General features: G+C 57.1%; 13 protein-coding genes and 1 tRNA gene. 1 reads left to right on the forward strand and 13 read right to left on the reverse strand.

Going from position 1 to position 15,623, the window contains the following annotated elements; translation table 11 throughout:
• Positions 1–20: 20 nt before the first annotated feature.
• Positions 21–992, reverse strand: coding sequence for a magnesium and cobalt transport protein CorA (locus M2396_RS00275; RefSeq protein WP_101321582.1), 972 nt, complete (start codon positions 990–992; stop codon positions 21–23).
• Positions 993–1,067: 75 nt separating this feature from the next.
• Positions 1,068–1,757, reverse strand: coding sequence for a crotonase/enoyl-CoA hydratase family protein (locus tag M2396_RS00280; protein ID WP_259072285.1), 690 nt, complete (start codon positions 1,755–1,757; stop codon positions 1,068–1,070).
• 288 nt (positions 1,758–2,045) lie between these two features.
• Here M2396_RS00280 and M2396_RS00285 point away from each other — a divergent pair.
• Positions 2,046–2,135 (forward strand) — tRNA-Ser (locus tag M2396_RS00285).
• Between the two features lie 163 nt (positions 2,136–2,298).
• Here the strand turns inward: M2396_RS00285 and M2396_RS00290 are convergent.
• The 11 genes from M2396_RS00290 to M2396_RS00345 form a co-directional block, all read right to left on the reverse strand.
• Complete coding sequence (locus M2396_RS00290; RefSeq protein WP_259072286.1) at positions 2,299–3,030, reverse strand: hypothetical protein; 732 nt, start codon at positions 3,028–3,030, stop codon at positions 2,299–2,301.
• Positions 3,031–3,144: 114 nt separating this feature from the next.
• Entirely contained in the window at positions 3,145–3,849 is a 705-nt protein-coding gene (locus M2396_RS00295; RefSeq protein WP_259072287.1) for a hypothetical protein, read from the reverse strand.
• Positions 3,850–4,376: 527 nt separating this feature from the next.
• Positions 4,377–4,949, reverse strand: coding sequence for a recombinase family protein (locus M2396_RS00305; protein ID WP_259072291.1), 573 nt, complete (start codon positions 4,947–4,949; stop codon positions 4,377–4,379).
• A 415-nt stretch (positions 4,950–5,364) separates the two neighbouring features.
• Positions 5,365–5,793, reverse strand: a complete 429-nt coding sequence (locus M2396_RS00310; protein ID WP_259072292.1) for a hypothetical protein — start codon at positions 5,791–5,793, stop codon at positions 5,365–5,367.
• A 61-nt stretch (positions 5,794–5,854) separates the two neighbouring features.
• Positions 5,855–7,390, reverse strand: coding sequence for a hypothetical protein (locus M2396_RS00315; RefSeq protein ID WP_259072294.1), 1,536 nt, complete (start codon positions 7,388–7,390; stop codon positions 5,855–5,857).
• 452 nt (positions 7,391–7,842) lie between these two features.
• On the reverse strand, positions 7,843–8,391 hold the full coding sequence (locus M2396_RS00320) for a hypothetical protein (protein ID WP_259072296.1): 549 nt from the start codon (positions 8,389–8,391) through the stop codon (positions 7,843–7,845).
• The gene (locus tag M2396_RS00325; protein WP_259072298.1) at positions 8,388–8,768 is read right to left on the reverse strand and encodes a hypothetical protein; all 381 of its coding nucleotides are present in this window, start codon (positions 8,766–8,768) and stop codon (positions 8,388–8,390) included. The genes M2396_RS00320 and M2396_RS00325 overlap by 4 nt, the downstream gene beginning before the upstream one ends.
• Before the next feature lie 702 nt (positions 8,769–9,470).
• Positions 9,471–10,856, reverse strand: a complete 1,386-nt coding sequence (locus tag M2396_RS00330; RefSeq protein ID WP_259072300.1) for a site-specific integrase — start codon at positions 10,854–10,856, stop codon at positions 9,471–9,473.
• Positions 10,857–11,106: 250 nt separating this feature from the next.
• The gene (locus M2396_RS00335; protein WP_259072301.1) at positions 11,107–13,233 is read right to left on the reverse strand and encodes a TonB-dependent siderophore receptor; all 2,127 of its coding nucleotides are present in this window, start codon (positions 13,231–13,233) and stop codon (positions 11,107–11,109) included.
• A gap of 192 nt (positions 13,234–13,425) precedes the next feature.
• Positions 13,426–14,628: an MFS transporter gene (locus tag M2396_RS00340; protein WP_259072303.1), complete on the reverse strand. Its 1,203-nt coding sequence runs from the start codon at positions 14,626–14,628 to the stop codon at positions 13,426–13,428.
• A gap of 132 nt (positions 14,629–14,760) precedes the next feature.
• A complete protein-coding gene (locus M2396_RS00345; protein WP_259072305.1) occupies positions 14,761–15,510 on the reverse strand; it encodes a 3-oxoacyl-ACP reductase family protein in 750 nt (249 codons plus the stop codon).
• Between the last annotated feature and the right edge of the window lie 113 nt (positions 15,511–15,623).

Genomic DNA, 15,623 nt, shown 5'->3' on the forward strand with positions numbered 1-15,623 from the left:
CGCGGCTCCTGCTTATCCCGCTACAACCAACCCGAGCGCTTGAAACTGGCGAACAGCCCGGTGCAGCCGAGGCCGATCACGCTCAGCACGGCAAAGTAGCCGTAGTGCCAGCTTAGCTCGGGCATATTCTGGAAATTCATCCCGTAGATCCCGGCAATCGCCGTTGGGAACGCCAGGATCGCTGCCCACGCGGCGAACTTGCGCTGGGTAATGCTCTGGCGTGACGACTCCAGCAGCATGCCGATCTCGATGGTCTGGCTGGCGATATCGCGAATGCTCACCAGGTCTTCCATCTGCCGGGTGACGTGGATCTGCACGTCGCGAAAATACGGGCGCATGTTTTTGTCGATGAAGGGGAAGCTCAGCCGCTGCAGCTCTTCGCTGATTTCCACCATCGGCGCCACGTAGCGGCGCAGGCGCAGGATGTCGCGGCGCAGGCTGTGCAGGCGGCGGATGTCGTCTTCCATCAGCGAACTGCTGAGCACGCTCTGTTCCAGCTCCTCGATCTCGCCGTGGATCGCTTCGCTGACTGGCTGGTAATTCTCGGTGACGAAGTCGAGCAGGGCATACAGCACGAAGTCTTCACCGTGATCGAGCAGCAACGGTCGGGCTTCGCAGCGCTGGCGCACCAGCGCGTAGGATTTGGAGTGGCCGTTGCGGCAGGTGATGATGTAGCCGTTGCCGGCAAAGATGTGCGTTTCGATGAATTCCAGCTTGCCGTCCTGCCGCACCGGCGAATAGGTGACGATGAACAGCGCATCGCCGAAGGTTTCCAGCTTGGGCCGGCTGTGTTTCTCCAGCGCGTCCTCGATGGCCAGCTCATGCAGGTTGAACTGGCACTGCAGGCTGGCCAGCTCTTCGGCGCTGGGCGCTTCCAGGCCGATCCAGACGAAGTGGCCGGGCTTTTTCGCCCACTCACTGCCCTCGTCGATGCTGATGTTGGTGACCTTTCTTCCGGCGCTGTACACCGCCGCTGCGACGACTCGACCCATGGCTGTCCGCTTGTTCGGTTGACTATGTCGGACAGCTTGGTCGGTCTGCGCCGCGCAGGCAACCTCGGCGCGGGCTCAGAGGGCAAAGTCCTGGTCGAGGATGATCGCTTCGTCGAGCGCATCGAGCAGGTCCTTGCGCACTTTCAGCTTGGTTTTCTTGTGCGCATTCATGTTCAGTTTTTTCAGCGTATGGGCTGCGCTGGTGGCGGCTTCAAGCAATTGCTCGGCGGGTACCACCGCATCGAGGAAGCCAGCTTCGCGGGCCGCCTGCGGGTCGAACATCTCGGCGTTGATCACCGAGCGGTGGAAGGCCGAGCGGCGCAGGCGGTCGCGGGCCAGTTCGATGCCGGCGTGGTGCATGGTCATGCCGATGGCGACTTCGTTGAGGCCGATCTTGTACGGCCCTTCGACGCCGATGCGGTAGTCGGCCGACAACAGCAGGAACGCCCCCTTGGCCACGGCATGGCCGGGGCAGGCGACGATCACCGGGAATGGGTGCGCGAGCAGCCGGCGGGCCAGGGTCGAGCCTGCGGTGACCAGCGAGACCGCCTGCTGTGGGCCCGAGGTCATTACCTTGAGGTCGTAGCCGCCGGAGAGAATGCCGGGCTGACCGGTGATGATCACCACAGCGCGCTCCACTACCGCACGATCAAGGGCGGCGTTGATTTCGGTGATCAGGTCTGGCGAGATGGCGTTGACCTTGCCGTTGTTCAGGGTCAAGGTGGCGATGCCGTCTTCGGCGTGGTAAGTGATCAGCTCGTTCATGGCAGAGTCCTTTAAGTGGCGTGGCGATGACGTTACCCAGCGCAGCTGCGCAGGTAAAGCAGCAAGGCTGACCGGCCAGTCAGCTGCGGCCATCGCGGCCACGGGTTGCGGCCGTGGCCGCCGTTGCGCGGGAAAAGCGCCGGGTACAATGGCAGCTTTGCCATCCGCCCCTGCAGCGATCCTCGGGTTTGCTTAAGCGCATGAAAATTCTGAAAAAAGCGCTTGCCAATACCCGACTCTTCGACTAAATTAGCGCGCCTCGACAGGCTGAATAGCTTGAAGAGAAACGGTGAAGTGTCCGAGTGGTCGAAGGAGCACGCCTGGAAAGTGTGTATACGAGAAATCGTATCAAGGGTTCAAATCCCTTCTTCACCGCCACATTCCGAAAAGCCCCGCAAATCAATGGTTTGCGGGGCTTTCTCTTTTCTGATTGTACTACTCGATTGTACTACTCATCGAGGCGTATGATCTTCACTGCCTCGCTACCGATCGGTAGCTCGATAAGGCAGCACAGAATCCGCGACCAGAGGCGGAGCTGGCTCTAAATGAGCTGCTCACGCTCGGCTCGTCGTCTCGCTACTTCTTTGATCATCGCAGGGTTCTCGGGGATCAGGGCCTCAGTACACGCAATGTCCATATCCAGCCAGAACAGCTCTACTGCGTTCACCAAGTTTCTTAGCAACTCGACGGAAACAAGCATATCGTCTATGGGTCTTAGGTACTCCGCTGGTGTACCGGACTGCTCTCTGTAGGTATCAACCTCTGGCCACAGTTCGGGATGTCGCTGCCTAAGCATTGTCGCTGACCCACCCTCGCCATGTCTGCAAACGTTTCCCAATAGCTGAAGCTTGTCGAGACGCTGGTAAGACTCAAAATCTTCCAGTGACAGGCCACGTATCTCGCGAAACAACTGGTTTAGTGAAGGAATCTTCCCCGAACCGCCCCAGCAGGCGCGTCGGATAATGTCCACCATCCTGTCACGTTGCTTTAGCCTCGTCCCGCAGTTGCAAAGGTAGGCGCGCAATTGCTGCTCCCATAGCGATTGGATGCCTAAGCATAGCGCCATACTCGTTTTGACGATCAGTTGTCGATGGTCATGGAGATGGAAGGCAGCGACTATTTGATCTGGTTGTGCAGCAATTTCGATTCTCCTCAAGTCCAGGGCTGTCAGCGACGGCTCAACCACCAGCGAAAGGAAGTCTTGCGCTACCTCGCCGTACTTGGTGGCGTAGGCATCGGCTATCATCGGCGTCCATGTTTTTTGGGCAGTCATCGGATGGCCTTGGCAGTCGGCGGGGTGGGGTGGGTAATGAATGAACATCAGGGGCCTGAGCAGCCTTGCCTTGGCAGCTGACATAGCGACGAGGCTGCTCAGGGCGTTGTTGCCCTATTCAAGTCGCGGGGGCAAAGTGTCGCTGCCTATGGCGAGTGGTTCGCTGTCAGAGGGCAGGTTTTCGGCTTGAGCTTCAGCCCTGAACGCTATACCCATAATCTCGCGGCACCGATCAACGAAAGGCTTAGCGTCTTTACCAAACTTGCCCAGCATGATCCCGGCATCACCCCATAGCGCGTACATCTTCGAAAGATCAGATACCTTCTTGTGTAGTTCTTTCTGTAAATCCTCAAGCCGCTTCATCATCCGCTGCCTGTGAGTATCGTCCAGCGATGTATTCTCCATCAAGAAGTCTCGAAGCTCGTTAATCAGGCGCTGGATTTTCGACACGTCACCATCTGTGAACTTGTAGCCGAAGCTGTCGGTAAGTGTCGCAGAGAAATGCTTCTTCAGATTTTCTAGTTTCTGACTCGCTGACTGGGATAGCAACTGTTCTTCCATAGACTGAAGGAAGCCCCAGATGTCTGAGCAAACCCTTGTTAGGGGGCCCTCAACGTCAGGCTCGTAACCGTCTAGATGAATCAGGTTAGCTTCACGCAAAGCCGATAGAAGAGCCAAGGCTTCAATCAGGAGAGAATGAGCATCCTCATCATAGCTCGGGCCCATCTGCGTTCGTACATAGGAGATTATGGCAAGCGTTCCATTCAGCGGGTCAGACTGAGCGCTTTGAACGTATGGCGAAGGGATATTCATAAGCATCCGTTGTTCATGATTAGAGAAGCGTCACTGTGGCACAGGTCTCATACCATTGGAACGGGACGTGAAGGCAATAGCAACATTGGTAGTTGCTCCAACCCTTCTAAATAAGCATTGGCTCGCACCAGATAGCTTCGCTGTACCGGGTGTTGAAATATCGGTGGGGACAATGGCCATAGACTGCGAGTGTGGGGCAGTGTCTAACCCCCAAGCCGACCTCCATACTACCTACCAGCTACGATCCTGAAATATCAGGCACGAAAAAGCCGCCCGAAGGCGGCTATGTGCGAAGTCTCTCAATAGCTGAGGCAATAGAGCCGGCGTTAGCATCAAGAGCCTGAAGGCAAGCCATTGTGTTTTCGTGGGTATTCACGGAGCCTCTCTGCCGCACCCAAAGACTGACCTCTTCGATGGCTGCCCTTAAGGCAGTATTATCCATATGCAGCAGCTCTAGGGCGTCGGCTATCGCAGCGGCCTTGTCATCCATGTGGGGGGCACTCGTCATTGGGTAGATATCGCAGCGTAGGGCCTTACAGCGCCTTGTTCCAGTGCCGTTTGACCGTAGCAATACCGATGTTGAGTTCGGCTGCCACTTCCGCCTGTGTCATGTTCTTGGTCTTGGCCTTCTGCACTGCCTTGGTGGTGTCAACCGCTTCAGGGCGCCCCAGCCTTTTACCCTCTGCTTTGGCACGCTTCAAGCCGGATTGTGTACGCTCGATCAGCAAATCCCGCTCGAACTCTGCTACAGCACCAAGTACCTGCATCGTCATCTTGCCTGCTGCACTTGTCAGGTCTACGCCACCAAGGGCGAGGCAGTGAACACGAATGCCGGTCGCCGCCAGTTGCTCGACCGTCTGCCGTACATCCATAGCGTTGCGTCCAAGGCGATCCAGCTTGGTGACGATCAGCACATCACCTGATTCCATCCGCTCAAGCAGCTTCTGGAAGCCGGGGCGATCACTGGCAGGAACGCTGCCGGAAATGATCTCTTCGATAACCCGGCTGGCTTGTACATCGAAGCCAGCGTTCTTGACGTCCTGTATTTGGTTCTCGGTGAACTGATTCGACGTGCTTACACGGCAGTAAAGAAAGGTGCGAGACATCGGCATCACCAAAGGGATCATTTAACGTAGGATCATAGTAGCGGTATCAATAATATTTGTAAACCCTATTTTGTTGATACCACAATGAGCCAGATTTGACGGCATCGTTTAACGGTCGTTTGCTGATACCAGTTGAAGCCAGTGATCTAGGCACATGGGAAAGCCTTCACCAAGACAAGCTGATTAGGAGGCTCCAAATTTGGTGTCTCCTACAGTGCGGGTAGTTGATCAGCCCGCATAGTCCTGGCCCAACTGTATTTCCGTACAAATTCTGTGGAATAAGCGTTGAAGTGGCGATCTGCTTGACCCCGTATAGTGCAAGTCCCCGGAAACACTGGGCTGTAGCCGTGTAGCGCATCCAGTAGGCTCGGTATAGTGGCCGACTGGATTAGATATGGCGTTAGTTTTCCATTAGTTACTTGGTGTTTGCCCGCTCAGCGTTGTAGGCCCTGAATTCTTCCATCGTCAGCTCAGGTAGGCCGTACCTCTTCTGGAAGAAGTTGTGAAACCTCAGGTCGTAGTCTTCCGGGGTGATCTTGTATGCCACCCGCATTGCATCAAGGTCCAGATCGGCAGGCCAGTACTTCAGCCGCTTCTGCTCAAACCACCTGTGTATGCAACCGTTGGTGCCATGCATATCCACCCGCTCTACAGAGCATTTGACCAGCCCTTGCGACACTAGGGATTTAAGAGTCCGGGTCAGGTTGGCCAGATCAAATTCGCCGTAGCCCAAGTCGTCTCTGAGCACTTCCTGTAGGCGTACAGCGTTGTACGGCGGGTAACGGTTATCGGTCGGGTCAATGTGGGCGAGTGCTTCGAGCACCCGCACCTTGTTAGTCGTCATTCTCATAGTGGGTCACAATTCTTACTGACAAGTAGCGTGGGGAGCAAAATTTCATTACCTCCTACGCAGCCTGTGCCGCTGGCTCTGTCGCCATTGGTGGGAACTCAAGGTGTGCGGGGTAGCCTTTAAAGCCCCACTGACTGTAATAGCGATCACGATACGTCCGCTTGAACCGGGGCTGTGCCGAGTAGTCTCGACGGCCCTTTTCGATGACAGCGTGTAGGCAATCAAGTAAGCCAGTACGGGCAGCTTCGACCTGTTCAGCGGTACACAGGCCCAGTGCAAGCAATGGCTGCCACACTAGTTCGGCATCTGCATACAGAGCAGCGATGTAATCAGACCATGTGCCCAGCTTCTTAAACCGCTGATCGTCAGGCACAAGCACTGTTGGCATCAGAGCGGCCACATCAAGCCGCTTGAGCAGGCGGGCACGTAACAAACCCTTGGGGATGTCTGCACCCGACAAGGCGTGATAGCAGTGGTCGGTGATGCTGCCGATCAACAGGCGTTGGTCAGCATCAATAAGTTTCCTATTGGGCTTGCCCCAAGGCTGTTGCCAGTTCAGGTAAGTCAACGGCTTCCATTCGAAAGCGTGTTGCGGCAGGAAGCTTTTGTGCTCTTCGCCAATCTGCCACTCGCTCTGTGCGATGTAGATGCCAAGTACTCGCACCAGACCAAGCATAAAGGAGCAGTTGTCCCGGTGACGCTGTGATGGTGATACCGCTGCCATCCGTTCCAGCTCATCTGCATATACGCACAGAGATGCACGGGTGTGCAGCTCGGGCTTAAACCTGGTGAACGAGCCTTTGCCGCGCTGGTAGGCGTCCATCAGCTCTAGCTGCTCTAGCGGTAGTTGCTCAAGCTGGCCAAGCGTGTAGCGGTCTTCCAGTTCCTGTGCTGATGTACCCTTCTGCTGCCGGTTATAGATTTGCCGGGCTAGGGTGTGCAGTGTGTCCAGCTTTAAAGCACTGGATTGGGCAAGGTACTCGATGAACTCTGTGCCCAGCAGGGTGCGCACCTTCTTTGCCACCTGCTCGTTAGTGTCACCCAAGGTTACTTGCCATTTCTTTGGAAGATTGTGGGCTGGGATGCTCAGCCCCGCATCTGCCGAGACGAACTTGTTACCGGCTTGCTGATTAGGCAGCCACAGACCGATGAACAGGTTAAGCGGGTGCAGTGCTCCTACTGAGCCATCTACGCCTATACGGGCCTGGATGTGGCAGCGGTGGTACACAGACTTCCGCTCATCAGGGTTGAAGCCATAGCACTTGTAGTAGCGGTTGTGGAACTGTTCAAGCTCGAACAGTGAAGTAGTGGTGTGGGTCATCATGATGCAGACGGTGTTGGCCTTGATGCACTCTCTGATTACCCACTGCCCGAAACTGCTTTTGCAGAACCGGGTGAACTGGCCCTCTATGCGGGACTGCCGCTTAACGGCCTTGTCGGTCTGCCTTGACTTGGCCTTTCTACAGCTATCGTGACAGAAGCGCTTGGTCTTGTCCGCCTGCTCCCGCCGTCCAACATATGAACTGTTGCAGGTGTGGCAGGTGTAACCGTAATTACGGGTGCTGCTCTTCTTGGTGTTGCTCGTTGACATTCGTTCCGCCTTGGGAATCAAGCCGCATGGCAGCTTCTTCAATCAATTGTTCTACCGCTCGGGTAGGGTTAATGGCGCCTGTGTGTTCCATCAAGCGAAGCAACTTCGCTTGGTGCTCAGGCCGGTATACTGAGATTCGCATATGGGTTCCTGCTGGGATTGTTCAAAGGCGATTGGGCTGAAGCCCTAGTGCCATGCGGGATTGAGCGATTAAGGCGGACAAGTTCTATACTACCTGCGGCCTTCACCGATGTTTGCCGTGCGAGTCGAGAGTGGGCGGTGTTACGCCCGACTCGTTTCTTCGGCTGGCACAGAGTTGATGAAGCACTTAACCATCCAACTCACGAATTTGCGAACTGGCATCTTGTGTCTGCGTGCTTGGGCACAAAGAACTTCAAACTCGGCAGGGGTGAACGTGAGTCGCATCCCCTCGCCATGTACGTACCGGTCGTTCACGCAGCCTTACCTTCTACTGTGGCCTCTATCGGTGCAGCATAGGCTTTAAGCAGGTCAGCCAAGGCTGCTGCTTCCTGATCTTGTTTCAGTGCTGCCGCTGCTTTTGCTGCTGCGTCTGCTGCCGCTACATCTTCTGCGCGTTTCACTTGGTCTACGCTGAACTTCACCTGACGCTTAGTTTCAGCAAGATTCAATTCAAAGCGAGACAGGTCATATTCTTTTCTAGCAGAATTTGCTACTTCAGAAAGTTCGGCTTTGATGGTCTTCTCTGGCTTGCGTAGCACAGCGAAAACATCCAGCGGTGGGTTGAATGCCAGCTTGACCAGCGTATACCCCTTCACCATCTCTTCGTAAAGCTCCATGACGGCAGGCTCTAGAGGTTTGCTGCGTTGCCAGTGGATGTGGGCTGCTTTATCTTTGTAGTGCAGTGTCTCGCTGCCTCTGTTGTAGCCATCTTGTTTGGCTGCAATCAGCTTCTGCAAGTCTTCATCAGAATGGGGATAAAATTCTACGACATTAACGCCGTATTGGTATTCGGTTATCATGGTTGCTTCCTTTGATTGGGAGCCGGTTTGAATCCGGCTTTAAACTTTGCTGTGTTGTTTGTGGCTGGTTTACTGCTTGCTGCTGTAACGCTCTGGGAAGGCTTCTGAGACGTATTCTGGGTCGCCCCCGTAGGTTTGGGTGCAGTAATTGCTTTCGCTTCATATACGCGCTTTCTGTGAGCTTGCAGGTCTTCCAGCGACACTATTGTGCCAGCAGACAAGATGTAGTCTTCCAGAGCTGAAAGATAATTTAGTTCATCCTGTGTAGCTTCCACATAATCCACAGTGGCTGAGTGGGCAGTCGGTTGCTCTAAGAAGTAGCTCAGGATTGCCCCATCTGACTTCCGTACCTCTAGATACACTTTGTTGCTGGGCATTATGCCGCTTCCTGTTGATTGGTCTGTTCTTCCAGCTCTTGAGCCATATAAAGTTGCTCAAGTTCTGTTTGTGTAGCTTGGTTGTTTTGGCGCCAAGTGCGTGACTGGCAAGTTGACCCGCAAAAGCGGGTTAGTGGGCTTCTGGAATAGTGAGTTCTTCCACAGGCTTCACAGGTGTTACGGCGTAGCGGTCTTTGCATATGATGTTACCTTCAATGAATTAAGAGTTTCCAGCGGACAAAATAAACCCGTCACTCGGTGAGGAGCTTCGGGCTAAGTCTGTATTGAGTTGTGTAGCTGCGTACTTATGAAAAGTACGCTATTGCCCGTTGCGGGCGAATATATAGATTGGTGGCCAGTTTCGCTGCCCCACTGGCCGTGGGTATAATCATGATATCAAGATGGAATTACGTATCTTGATATGCCGGTGCAACTAGTGTTGGCATTTTCAAATCATCAGTCATATGCCCCAGACTGATAATGGGGTAACGCCACTAGGACCTTTCCAAGTCTAACTGTGTATTGGCATCAAAGATGGGAGCAAGCGGGGATACTTCAATGGGAAGTTGGCTGCATCACTAAACTTATTACGCTCATTATACCAGCTTTCTGTAGATGTCAATAGCTCAGGCATGCATTTGTGAAAATAAAGTTTCTGTCGTGGCTGGGGTATGTCTTGCCTGTTGGTACAAGGCAAGTAATTCAGTGCCCTATGTTAAGCAGGGAAGGGAGTGTGGAAATCGCTGACAGCTTCTGCATCGTGCTTCCACCCTTAGAATATACGTCGTGCGTCACAGAGCCTGTTTCATGTCCAATAAGTTCTTTCGCCAAAGCGTCTGGTACATCTGCCCTGATCAGCTCGGTTACAACTGTATGTCGGAAGCTGTGAAAAACATGCAGCTTGCTGAAGCCTGCTTCATTACGCAATCTACCAAATGCTTTGGATATCGCATGTGAGCGTTTGCCATAAGGGGCGCTTGAGTTGACTGGAATGAGGAAGTTGTCAGCCGAGTCTGCGATTAATCGGTTAACCGTCGGTAGCAGGCTTGGGTGAATCGGCACCACCCGCTTACTCGCCTTGCTTTTGCTTTTAGGGAAGTCAAAGCATAGAATTCCATCAGCGGCGATAATACTTTCTTTAGTTAGTTTACACAGCTCTTCGATCCTGCCACCTGTATACCAGCCCAGTAGGATGAGGTCGGCAAGGGGCTGGTCTTTTTTCTTTAGTGCTGCTTGATGCAACTTGGTAGCGTCGTCTTGTGTGTATATCTGGCGGTCTTGGCCAGCTGTCTCGGAACCCCCGCCTTGGGGCAGTTCGTGACCGGTGAACGGGTTGACCTTGTCTTTGTACTCTTCACGCCAGCCTTCATCGTATTTGATAGCCCACTTCCAGAACGCAGTACCAGCCATCAGGTATTGGCTGAGCGTGGCCGGGGCACGATTCAGCGATTTCAGCCACAGATCCACCGTGTCAAAGTTCAGCGGTAGTGTTTCTTTCTTCATGAAGCCGGAAAGCAGCTCCATCTTGCTCACTTGCTGATCGACGTGCTTATCCGCACCACCCCGGCTTTCTCTAAATTCACGGAATGTTTTGAGGCGGGCCGTGGTTATTGACACCTTCTGTTTCACTGGGGGGGTGAAAGTGGAGGGGGTTCGCAGAAGCACTTCCGCTTCTGAAACCTCTTCGGCATTAAGGCCATACCTTTCCATCGCTTCATGAGCAGTCCTGACGCGAGTACGCCCGATCAAATCGGTAAAATGGCTTACGCCTGTCGCTAACTTCTCAGGGGGACCATCCATGAGAAGTCTCAACTTGCGATGAGTCGCTTTTTGCAATACGTCACCCATTAACGCCACTTCGAGTCGCCAACTCTGTTTGCGTTTCTGCATTTCTACTCTGGCTGCGGCAATCTCAGCCTTCCACTGGGCGAGGATGGGCAGACGTGCTTCCATGGCTTCCTTACGAAGTCCGGTTTTCAGCGACTGAACCCGCACCTTCCAGCCAAGCGCTTTTTGCACATCGACTGGGATAGCCAGCCGCACGTACCATGTGGACTCGCCTTTCTTCTGAATCAGGTTGTGCGACATCGGGGCACCATTCGATGATGGGGTAATGGGCGTATTGTACTACTCGATTGTACTACTATTTGTCGTTAAAGGTCCTATTCTGCGTGGCTTATGGCCTTGAGGGTCAAAAAGTTCAAATCCCTTCTTCACCGCCACATTCTACGAGAAGCCCTCGAACTGAAAAGTTCGGGGGCTTTTTGTTTTGGGCTCGGTATAGCGGGCTGTACTTCACCTGCATGCGGTTGATGACCGCATGCAGGTCGACGCTGGGTTAAAAACTTACCGAAGCCGACAACCGAGCCGTACGCGGGGCGCCCTGGAACAGGTAGTTGTCGCCCAGATAATCGCCAGTGTCGCGCCAGTAGCGCTTGTCGAACAGGTTATCGACGGTCAGGCGCAGTACAGTGTCATAGCCGCCGATGGCTGTGCGGTAGCGGCTGCCGAGATCGAACACGGTGTAGCCGCCGACTTCGACGTTACCGGCCTGGCTGGCGTACTTGCTGGCGCTGTAACGGGCGCCGCCGAGCAGGGCCAGGCCGGGCACCGGTAGGGTGTATTCGGCGTGCAGCGCGGCGCGCACCTTCGGCACGTTGATCGCCTGGTGGCCTTCGTAAGCGTCGGTGCCGCTGTCTTCGACCCGCGCGCGAATAGCTGCGACGCTGGCTTGGAGTTGCAACTTCGAGGTGGCCCAACCGCTGGCGCCGAGCTCCAGGCCGGTGTTTTTTTGCTGGCCTTGCTGGACGTAGGTAAAGCCACCGACCTCAGGGCGAGCGTACTGGTAGGCCTGGCGGATCTGGAACAGCGCAGCGCTGAAGCTCATGCCTTGCCAGTCATGCTTGATGCCCAGTTCAAGTTGCCTTGAGAGCGTCGGGGCGAGGATTTCGCCGAGGTTGCTGGTGAACCACGGTGCCGTGCCCCCGGCCGAAAGGCCTTTGGAGTAGCTGGCGTAGACGGTGGTGTCAGGCTGCGGCTTGTAGATCAGCGCAGCATTTGGCAGCAGTTGATACTGCTGCGTGTGGCGGCCCGCAATGCCAGTCTCGTCCCAAGTCTTCTCATCCAGGCGCACTTCGCGGGCACCGAGCACGGTTTGCCACTGCTCGTTGAAGGTGATGCGGTCGCTGAAGAACACACCGTATTGGCGGCTGTCGAGGCGGCGCTCGCTGGCGCCAACGGCCTTGCTCGACGGTTCCAGTGGCGGCGCTCCGGTATCGATATTGCCGCTGCCGAGCCATTCGTTGTAGTACGGGCGTTGGTCGAGGGTACGGCGTTGCGCACTGGCACCTACGGTCAATTCGTGGCCGAGGCCCAGGGCATCGAAGCGACCATTGAGCATTGCCTGCGCCTCATCGGTACGACGGGTGTCGTCCGGGCTGCGGTAGTCATAGATGTCGTAATCGCCATTGCCGGCAAAGAACGCGCCTTCGCTCGAACCCCAGGCAAACGCACTGTAATCGTCGATCACCACCTTGCTGCGCGAAGCACTCAGCGTGCCGCTCCAGTCGTCATTGAAGCGGTACTCGAAGCGCCCGCCAAGGTTCAGCGAATCGTTCTGCACGGGCTTGGCCCATTGCTGATAAGCAAGCCGATCAGTCGGATCGACCCCATGCGGCACTGTGCTGCCACCAAGCAGCTGATAACCCGGCACTGAGCGCTGCTCGCGGTGCTGATACTCGGCGTCCAGCTGCAAGGTGGCGTTGCTGCTGATCTGCCAGTCAAACGCCAACGAGGCAAAATCACGCTTGCCGTCGGCGTGGTCGACATACGAGCGAATGTCCTCGTGGGCGAGGTTGGCGCGCAGGCCGAACTGGCGCTCGCTGCCGAACCAGCCGCCAACGTCAGTGGCCAGATAGCGCTCGCCGTGTTCGTTGGTCGAGACGCTGACGCTGCGCACATCGGCGGCGCGTTTGGTCACGTAATTGATCAGGCCGCCCGGCTCGGAGACGCCACTCTGCAAACCCGACAAGCCCTTGAGCAGTTCCACCTGCTGCTTGTTCTCCAGTGCGACGTTCTGCTCGCCGGCGATGGTCTGGCCGTTGATCTTGTAGCTGCTGGCAGCATTGAGCTCGAAGCCGCGCACGTTGAAGTTTTCGTAGTAGCCAATCGGCGCATAGCTTTCGCCCACCGAGGCATCGCTTTGCAGCACTTCGCTGAGCTTGCGCACCTGGCGGTCTTCCAGCAGTTGCTGGCTGAACACGCTGATCGAGGCCGGGGTGTCGAGCAGCGCCGCTGGCTGCCAGCCGGCTACCTGCGCCTGACGCACCTGATAACCGTCGCTGGCCGAGACATCGGTCACCTGCAGCGGGGCCAGGGTCACGCCGTCAGCCAACGCCTGGCCACTGTGCAGAGCAAGGCCAAGGCTGAGCAGGCTCAGGGGCAGGCGAGGGCGAAGCGAGGTCATGCAGGGCTCCTGGAAAAACGCGCGCGGCACCGCTGCGCCGAGGGCAAGCGAGGCGTGGCAGCGGCAGCGGGCAGCCTGCTGGTATTGCGCCAGGCAGGCGAAAAAGGGGCGCCATGGTAGCAGGCGCAGCAGCGCCGGGCGCCCCTATTTCAGAGGCGTCCGTTCAGAGAAACGATTGAGCTGGCAGATAATTCAGCTCGCGGCAGCCGACGGGCGCGGCGGCTGCAGCTTGCGCCTGCGCTCGGCCAGAACCCACACCAGCAAGGCCAGCGTGCCGATCAGGATCCCGGCGACGACGATGGCTTTCCAGCCGCTGTACTCGAACAACTGCGTCCCCAGCAGTGAGCCCAGCGCGCCGCCGATGAAGTAGCAGGTGATGTAGCCGGCATTGAGCCGGGTGCGGGCCTCGGGACGCAGGCTGATCACGGCGTTCTGGTTGCTGACATGTACCAGTTGTACCGCCAGATCAAGCAGCAACACACCGATCAGCAGGGCCACCAGCGACTGTTCGGCAAAACCCAGTGGCAGCCACGACAGCACCAGCGCACTCAGGCCCACGGTAGTGCCGAGGGCACCCTTACCGCGGTCGGCCAGGCGCCCGGCCCAGTTCGCTGCCAGGGCACCGGCAGCCCCGGCCAGGCCAAACAGGCCGATGGCCGCCTCGCCATAGTGGTAGGGCTCGCGCACCAGCAAAAACGCCAGTGGGGTCCAGAACAACGCAAACAGGCTGAACGCCAACAGCCCCAGCAACGAGCGCAGGCGCAGCACCGGCTCTTCGGCGAACAGGCGAAACACCGAGCCAATCAGTGCCGGGTATTTCAGCCCAGCGTGGCTCTTGTGCTGCGGCAGGCTGCGGTATAGCGCGATGGCGCTGATCGCCATCAACACTGCCGCCAGCACATAGATGCTGCGCCAGCCGCCCAGCTCGGCCATGAAGCCCGCAGCGGTGCGCGCCAGCAGGATCCCCAGCAGCAGCCCGCTCATCAAGGTGCCGACCGCGCGGCCGCGTTGTTCGGGGGCGGCCAGGCTGGCGGCCATCGGCACCAGAATCTGCGCCACCACCGAAAACAATCCGGTCAGCGTGGTGCCGACCAGCAACCAGGCCAGGTTCGGAGCGCAGGCACTGATGACCAGGCCGACCGTGGCGATGGCAATCATGCACACGATCAGCCGCCGTTGCTCGAGCATGTCGCCCAGCGGCGCCAGCAGCAGCAGGCCGGCGCCGTAACTGAGCTGCGCAGCGATGACGATGGTGCCGGCGCTGGCCGTACTCAGGCCAAACTGTTCGGCGATGCTGTGCAGCAAAGGTTGCGCGTAATAGTTGCTGGCAACGGCCAGGCCGGTGGCGGTCGCCATCAGCAGGATGAGGGCGCGACTCAAGGTCGGGGAGGGCATGGCAGGTCCTTTGCTGGCAGTAAAAAGTACATCGAGTATTGGGGCTGCGTTGGCCCCATCCCAATTCAATTGCTGCATGGTAGCGATTACCAGGCGACCCCGTCGCGCTGTCTGGCGCAACGGGGCAGGTACTCAGGCCGAAAAGCCGCCATCCACGGTCAGGCTGGCGCCGGTGATGTAGCCCGCTTCGGGGCCGGCCAGATAGGCGACAAAGCTGGCGATTTCCTCGGCGTGGCCATAACGGCCGACGGCCATCAACGGGATCAGGCTGTCGGCAAAGTCGCCATCGGCCGGGTTCATGTCGGTATCCACTGGCCCTGGCTGCACGTTGTTGACGGTCACGCCCTGCGGGCCGAGGTCGCGTGCCAGGCCTTTGGTCAGGCCAACCAGCGCTGACTTGCTCATGGCATACGGGGCGCCGCCGGCAAACGGCATGCGCTCGGCATTGGTGCTGCCGATATTGATGATCCTCCCGCCCTGGCCCAGGTGCGGCGCTGCAGCCTGACTGGCTACGAACACGCTGCGCACGTTGACCGCGAGCATGCGGTCGAACTCGGACAGATCGAACTCGGCGACGGGTGCAACGGCGAGCACGCCGGCGTTGTTGACCAGGATATCCAGCCGGCCGAAAGTCTCCACGGTGTTCTGTACCGCTTGCTGGACGGCGCTGGCATCGGCGCTGTCTGCGCGCAGCGCCAAGGCCTTGCCGCCGGCGCTATTTATCTCTTCGGCCAGGGCCTGGGCAGGCCCGGCGGAGCTGACGTAGGTGAACGCGACGTGTGCACCTTGCAGCGCCAGGCGGCGCACGATGGCTGCACCGATACCACGCGAACCGCCTTGGACCAAAGCGACTTTGCCGGTGAGGATGAGGGAACTGGACATGGGCGAACTCCTGCTAGTGGGCAAGGCGAAAGGCCTTGGCATGGGCGCAGTATCCGCTGCCGATTAGCTACTGATAAGATGCTAATCACGATCAGCAGAGTAAACCCTGGGTT

This window comes from Pseudomonas sp. BIGb0278 (genome assembly GCF_024809895.1).
GTDB classification, from domain to species: Bacteria; Pseudomonadota; Gammaproteobacteria; order Pseudomonadales; family Pseudomonadaceae; genus Aquipseudomonas; species Aquipseudomonas shirazensis.

Excerpts from the sequence above, each read along its gene's own strand:
- M2396_RS00330 (WP_259072300.1), bottom strand. The coding sequence starts at position 10,856 with ATGTCGCACAACCTGATTCAGAAGAAAGGCGAGTCCACATGGTACGTG.
- M2396_RS00295 (WP_259072287.1), bottom strand. The coding sequence starts at position 3,849 with ATGCTTATGAATATCCCTTCGCCATACGTTCAAAGCGCTCAGTCTGAC.
- M2396_RS00340 (WP_259072303.1), bottom strand. The coding sequence starts at position 14,628 with ATGCCCTCCCCGACCTTGAGTCGCGCCCTCATCCTGCTGATGGCGACC.
- M2396_RS00310 (WP_259072292.1), bottom strand. The coding sequence starts at position 5,793 with ATGACGACTAACAAGGTGCGGGTGCTCGAAGCACTCGCCCACATTGAC.
- M2396_RS00315 (WP_259072294.1), bottom strand. The coding sequence starts at position 7,390 with ATGTCAACGAGCAACACCAAGAAGAGCAGCACCCGTAATTACGGTTAC.
- M2396_RS00290 (WP_259072286.1), bottom strand. The coding sequence starts at position 3,030 with ATGACTGCCCAAAAAACATGGACGCCGATGATAGCCGATGCCTACGCC.
- M2396_RS00280 (WP_259072285.1), bottom strand. The coding sequence starts at position 1,757 with ATGAACGAGCTGATCACTTACCACGCCGAAGACGGCATCGCCACCTTG.
- M2396_RS00305 (WP_259072291.1), bottom strand. The coding sequence starts at position 4,949 with ATGTCTCGCACCTTTCTTTACTGCCGTGTAAGCACGTCGAATCAGTTC.
- M2396_RS00335 (WP_259072301.1), bottom strand. The coding sequence starts at position 13,233 with ATGACCTCGCTTCGCCCTCGCCTGCCCCTGAGCCTGCTCAGCCTTGGC.
- M2396_RS00345 (WP_259072305.1), bottom strand. The coding sequence starts at position 15,510 with ATGTCCAGTTCCCTCATCCTCACCGGCAAAGTCGCTTTGGTCCAAGGC.
- M2396_RS00320 (WP_259072296.1), bottom strand. The coding sequence starts at position 8,391 with ATGATAACCGAATACCAATACGGCGTTAATGTCGTAGAATTTTATCCC.
- M2396_RS00325 (WP_259072298.1), bottom strand. The coding sequence starts at position 8,768 with ATGCCCAGCAACAAAGTGTATCTAGAGGTACGGAAGTCAGATGGGGCA.
- M2396_RS00275 (WP_101321582.1), bottom strand. The coding sequence starts at position 992 with ATGGGTCGAGTCGTCGCAGCGGCGGTGTACAGCGCCGGAAGAAAGGTC.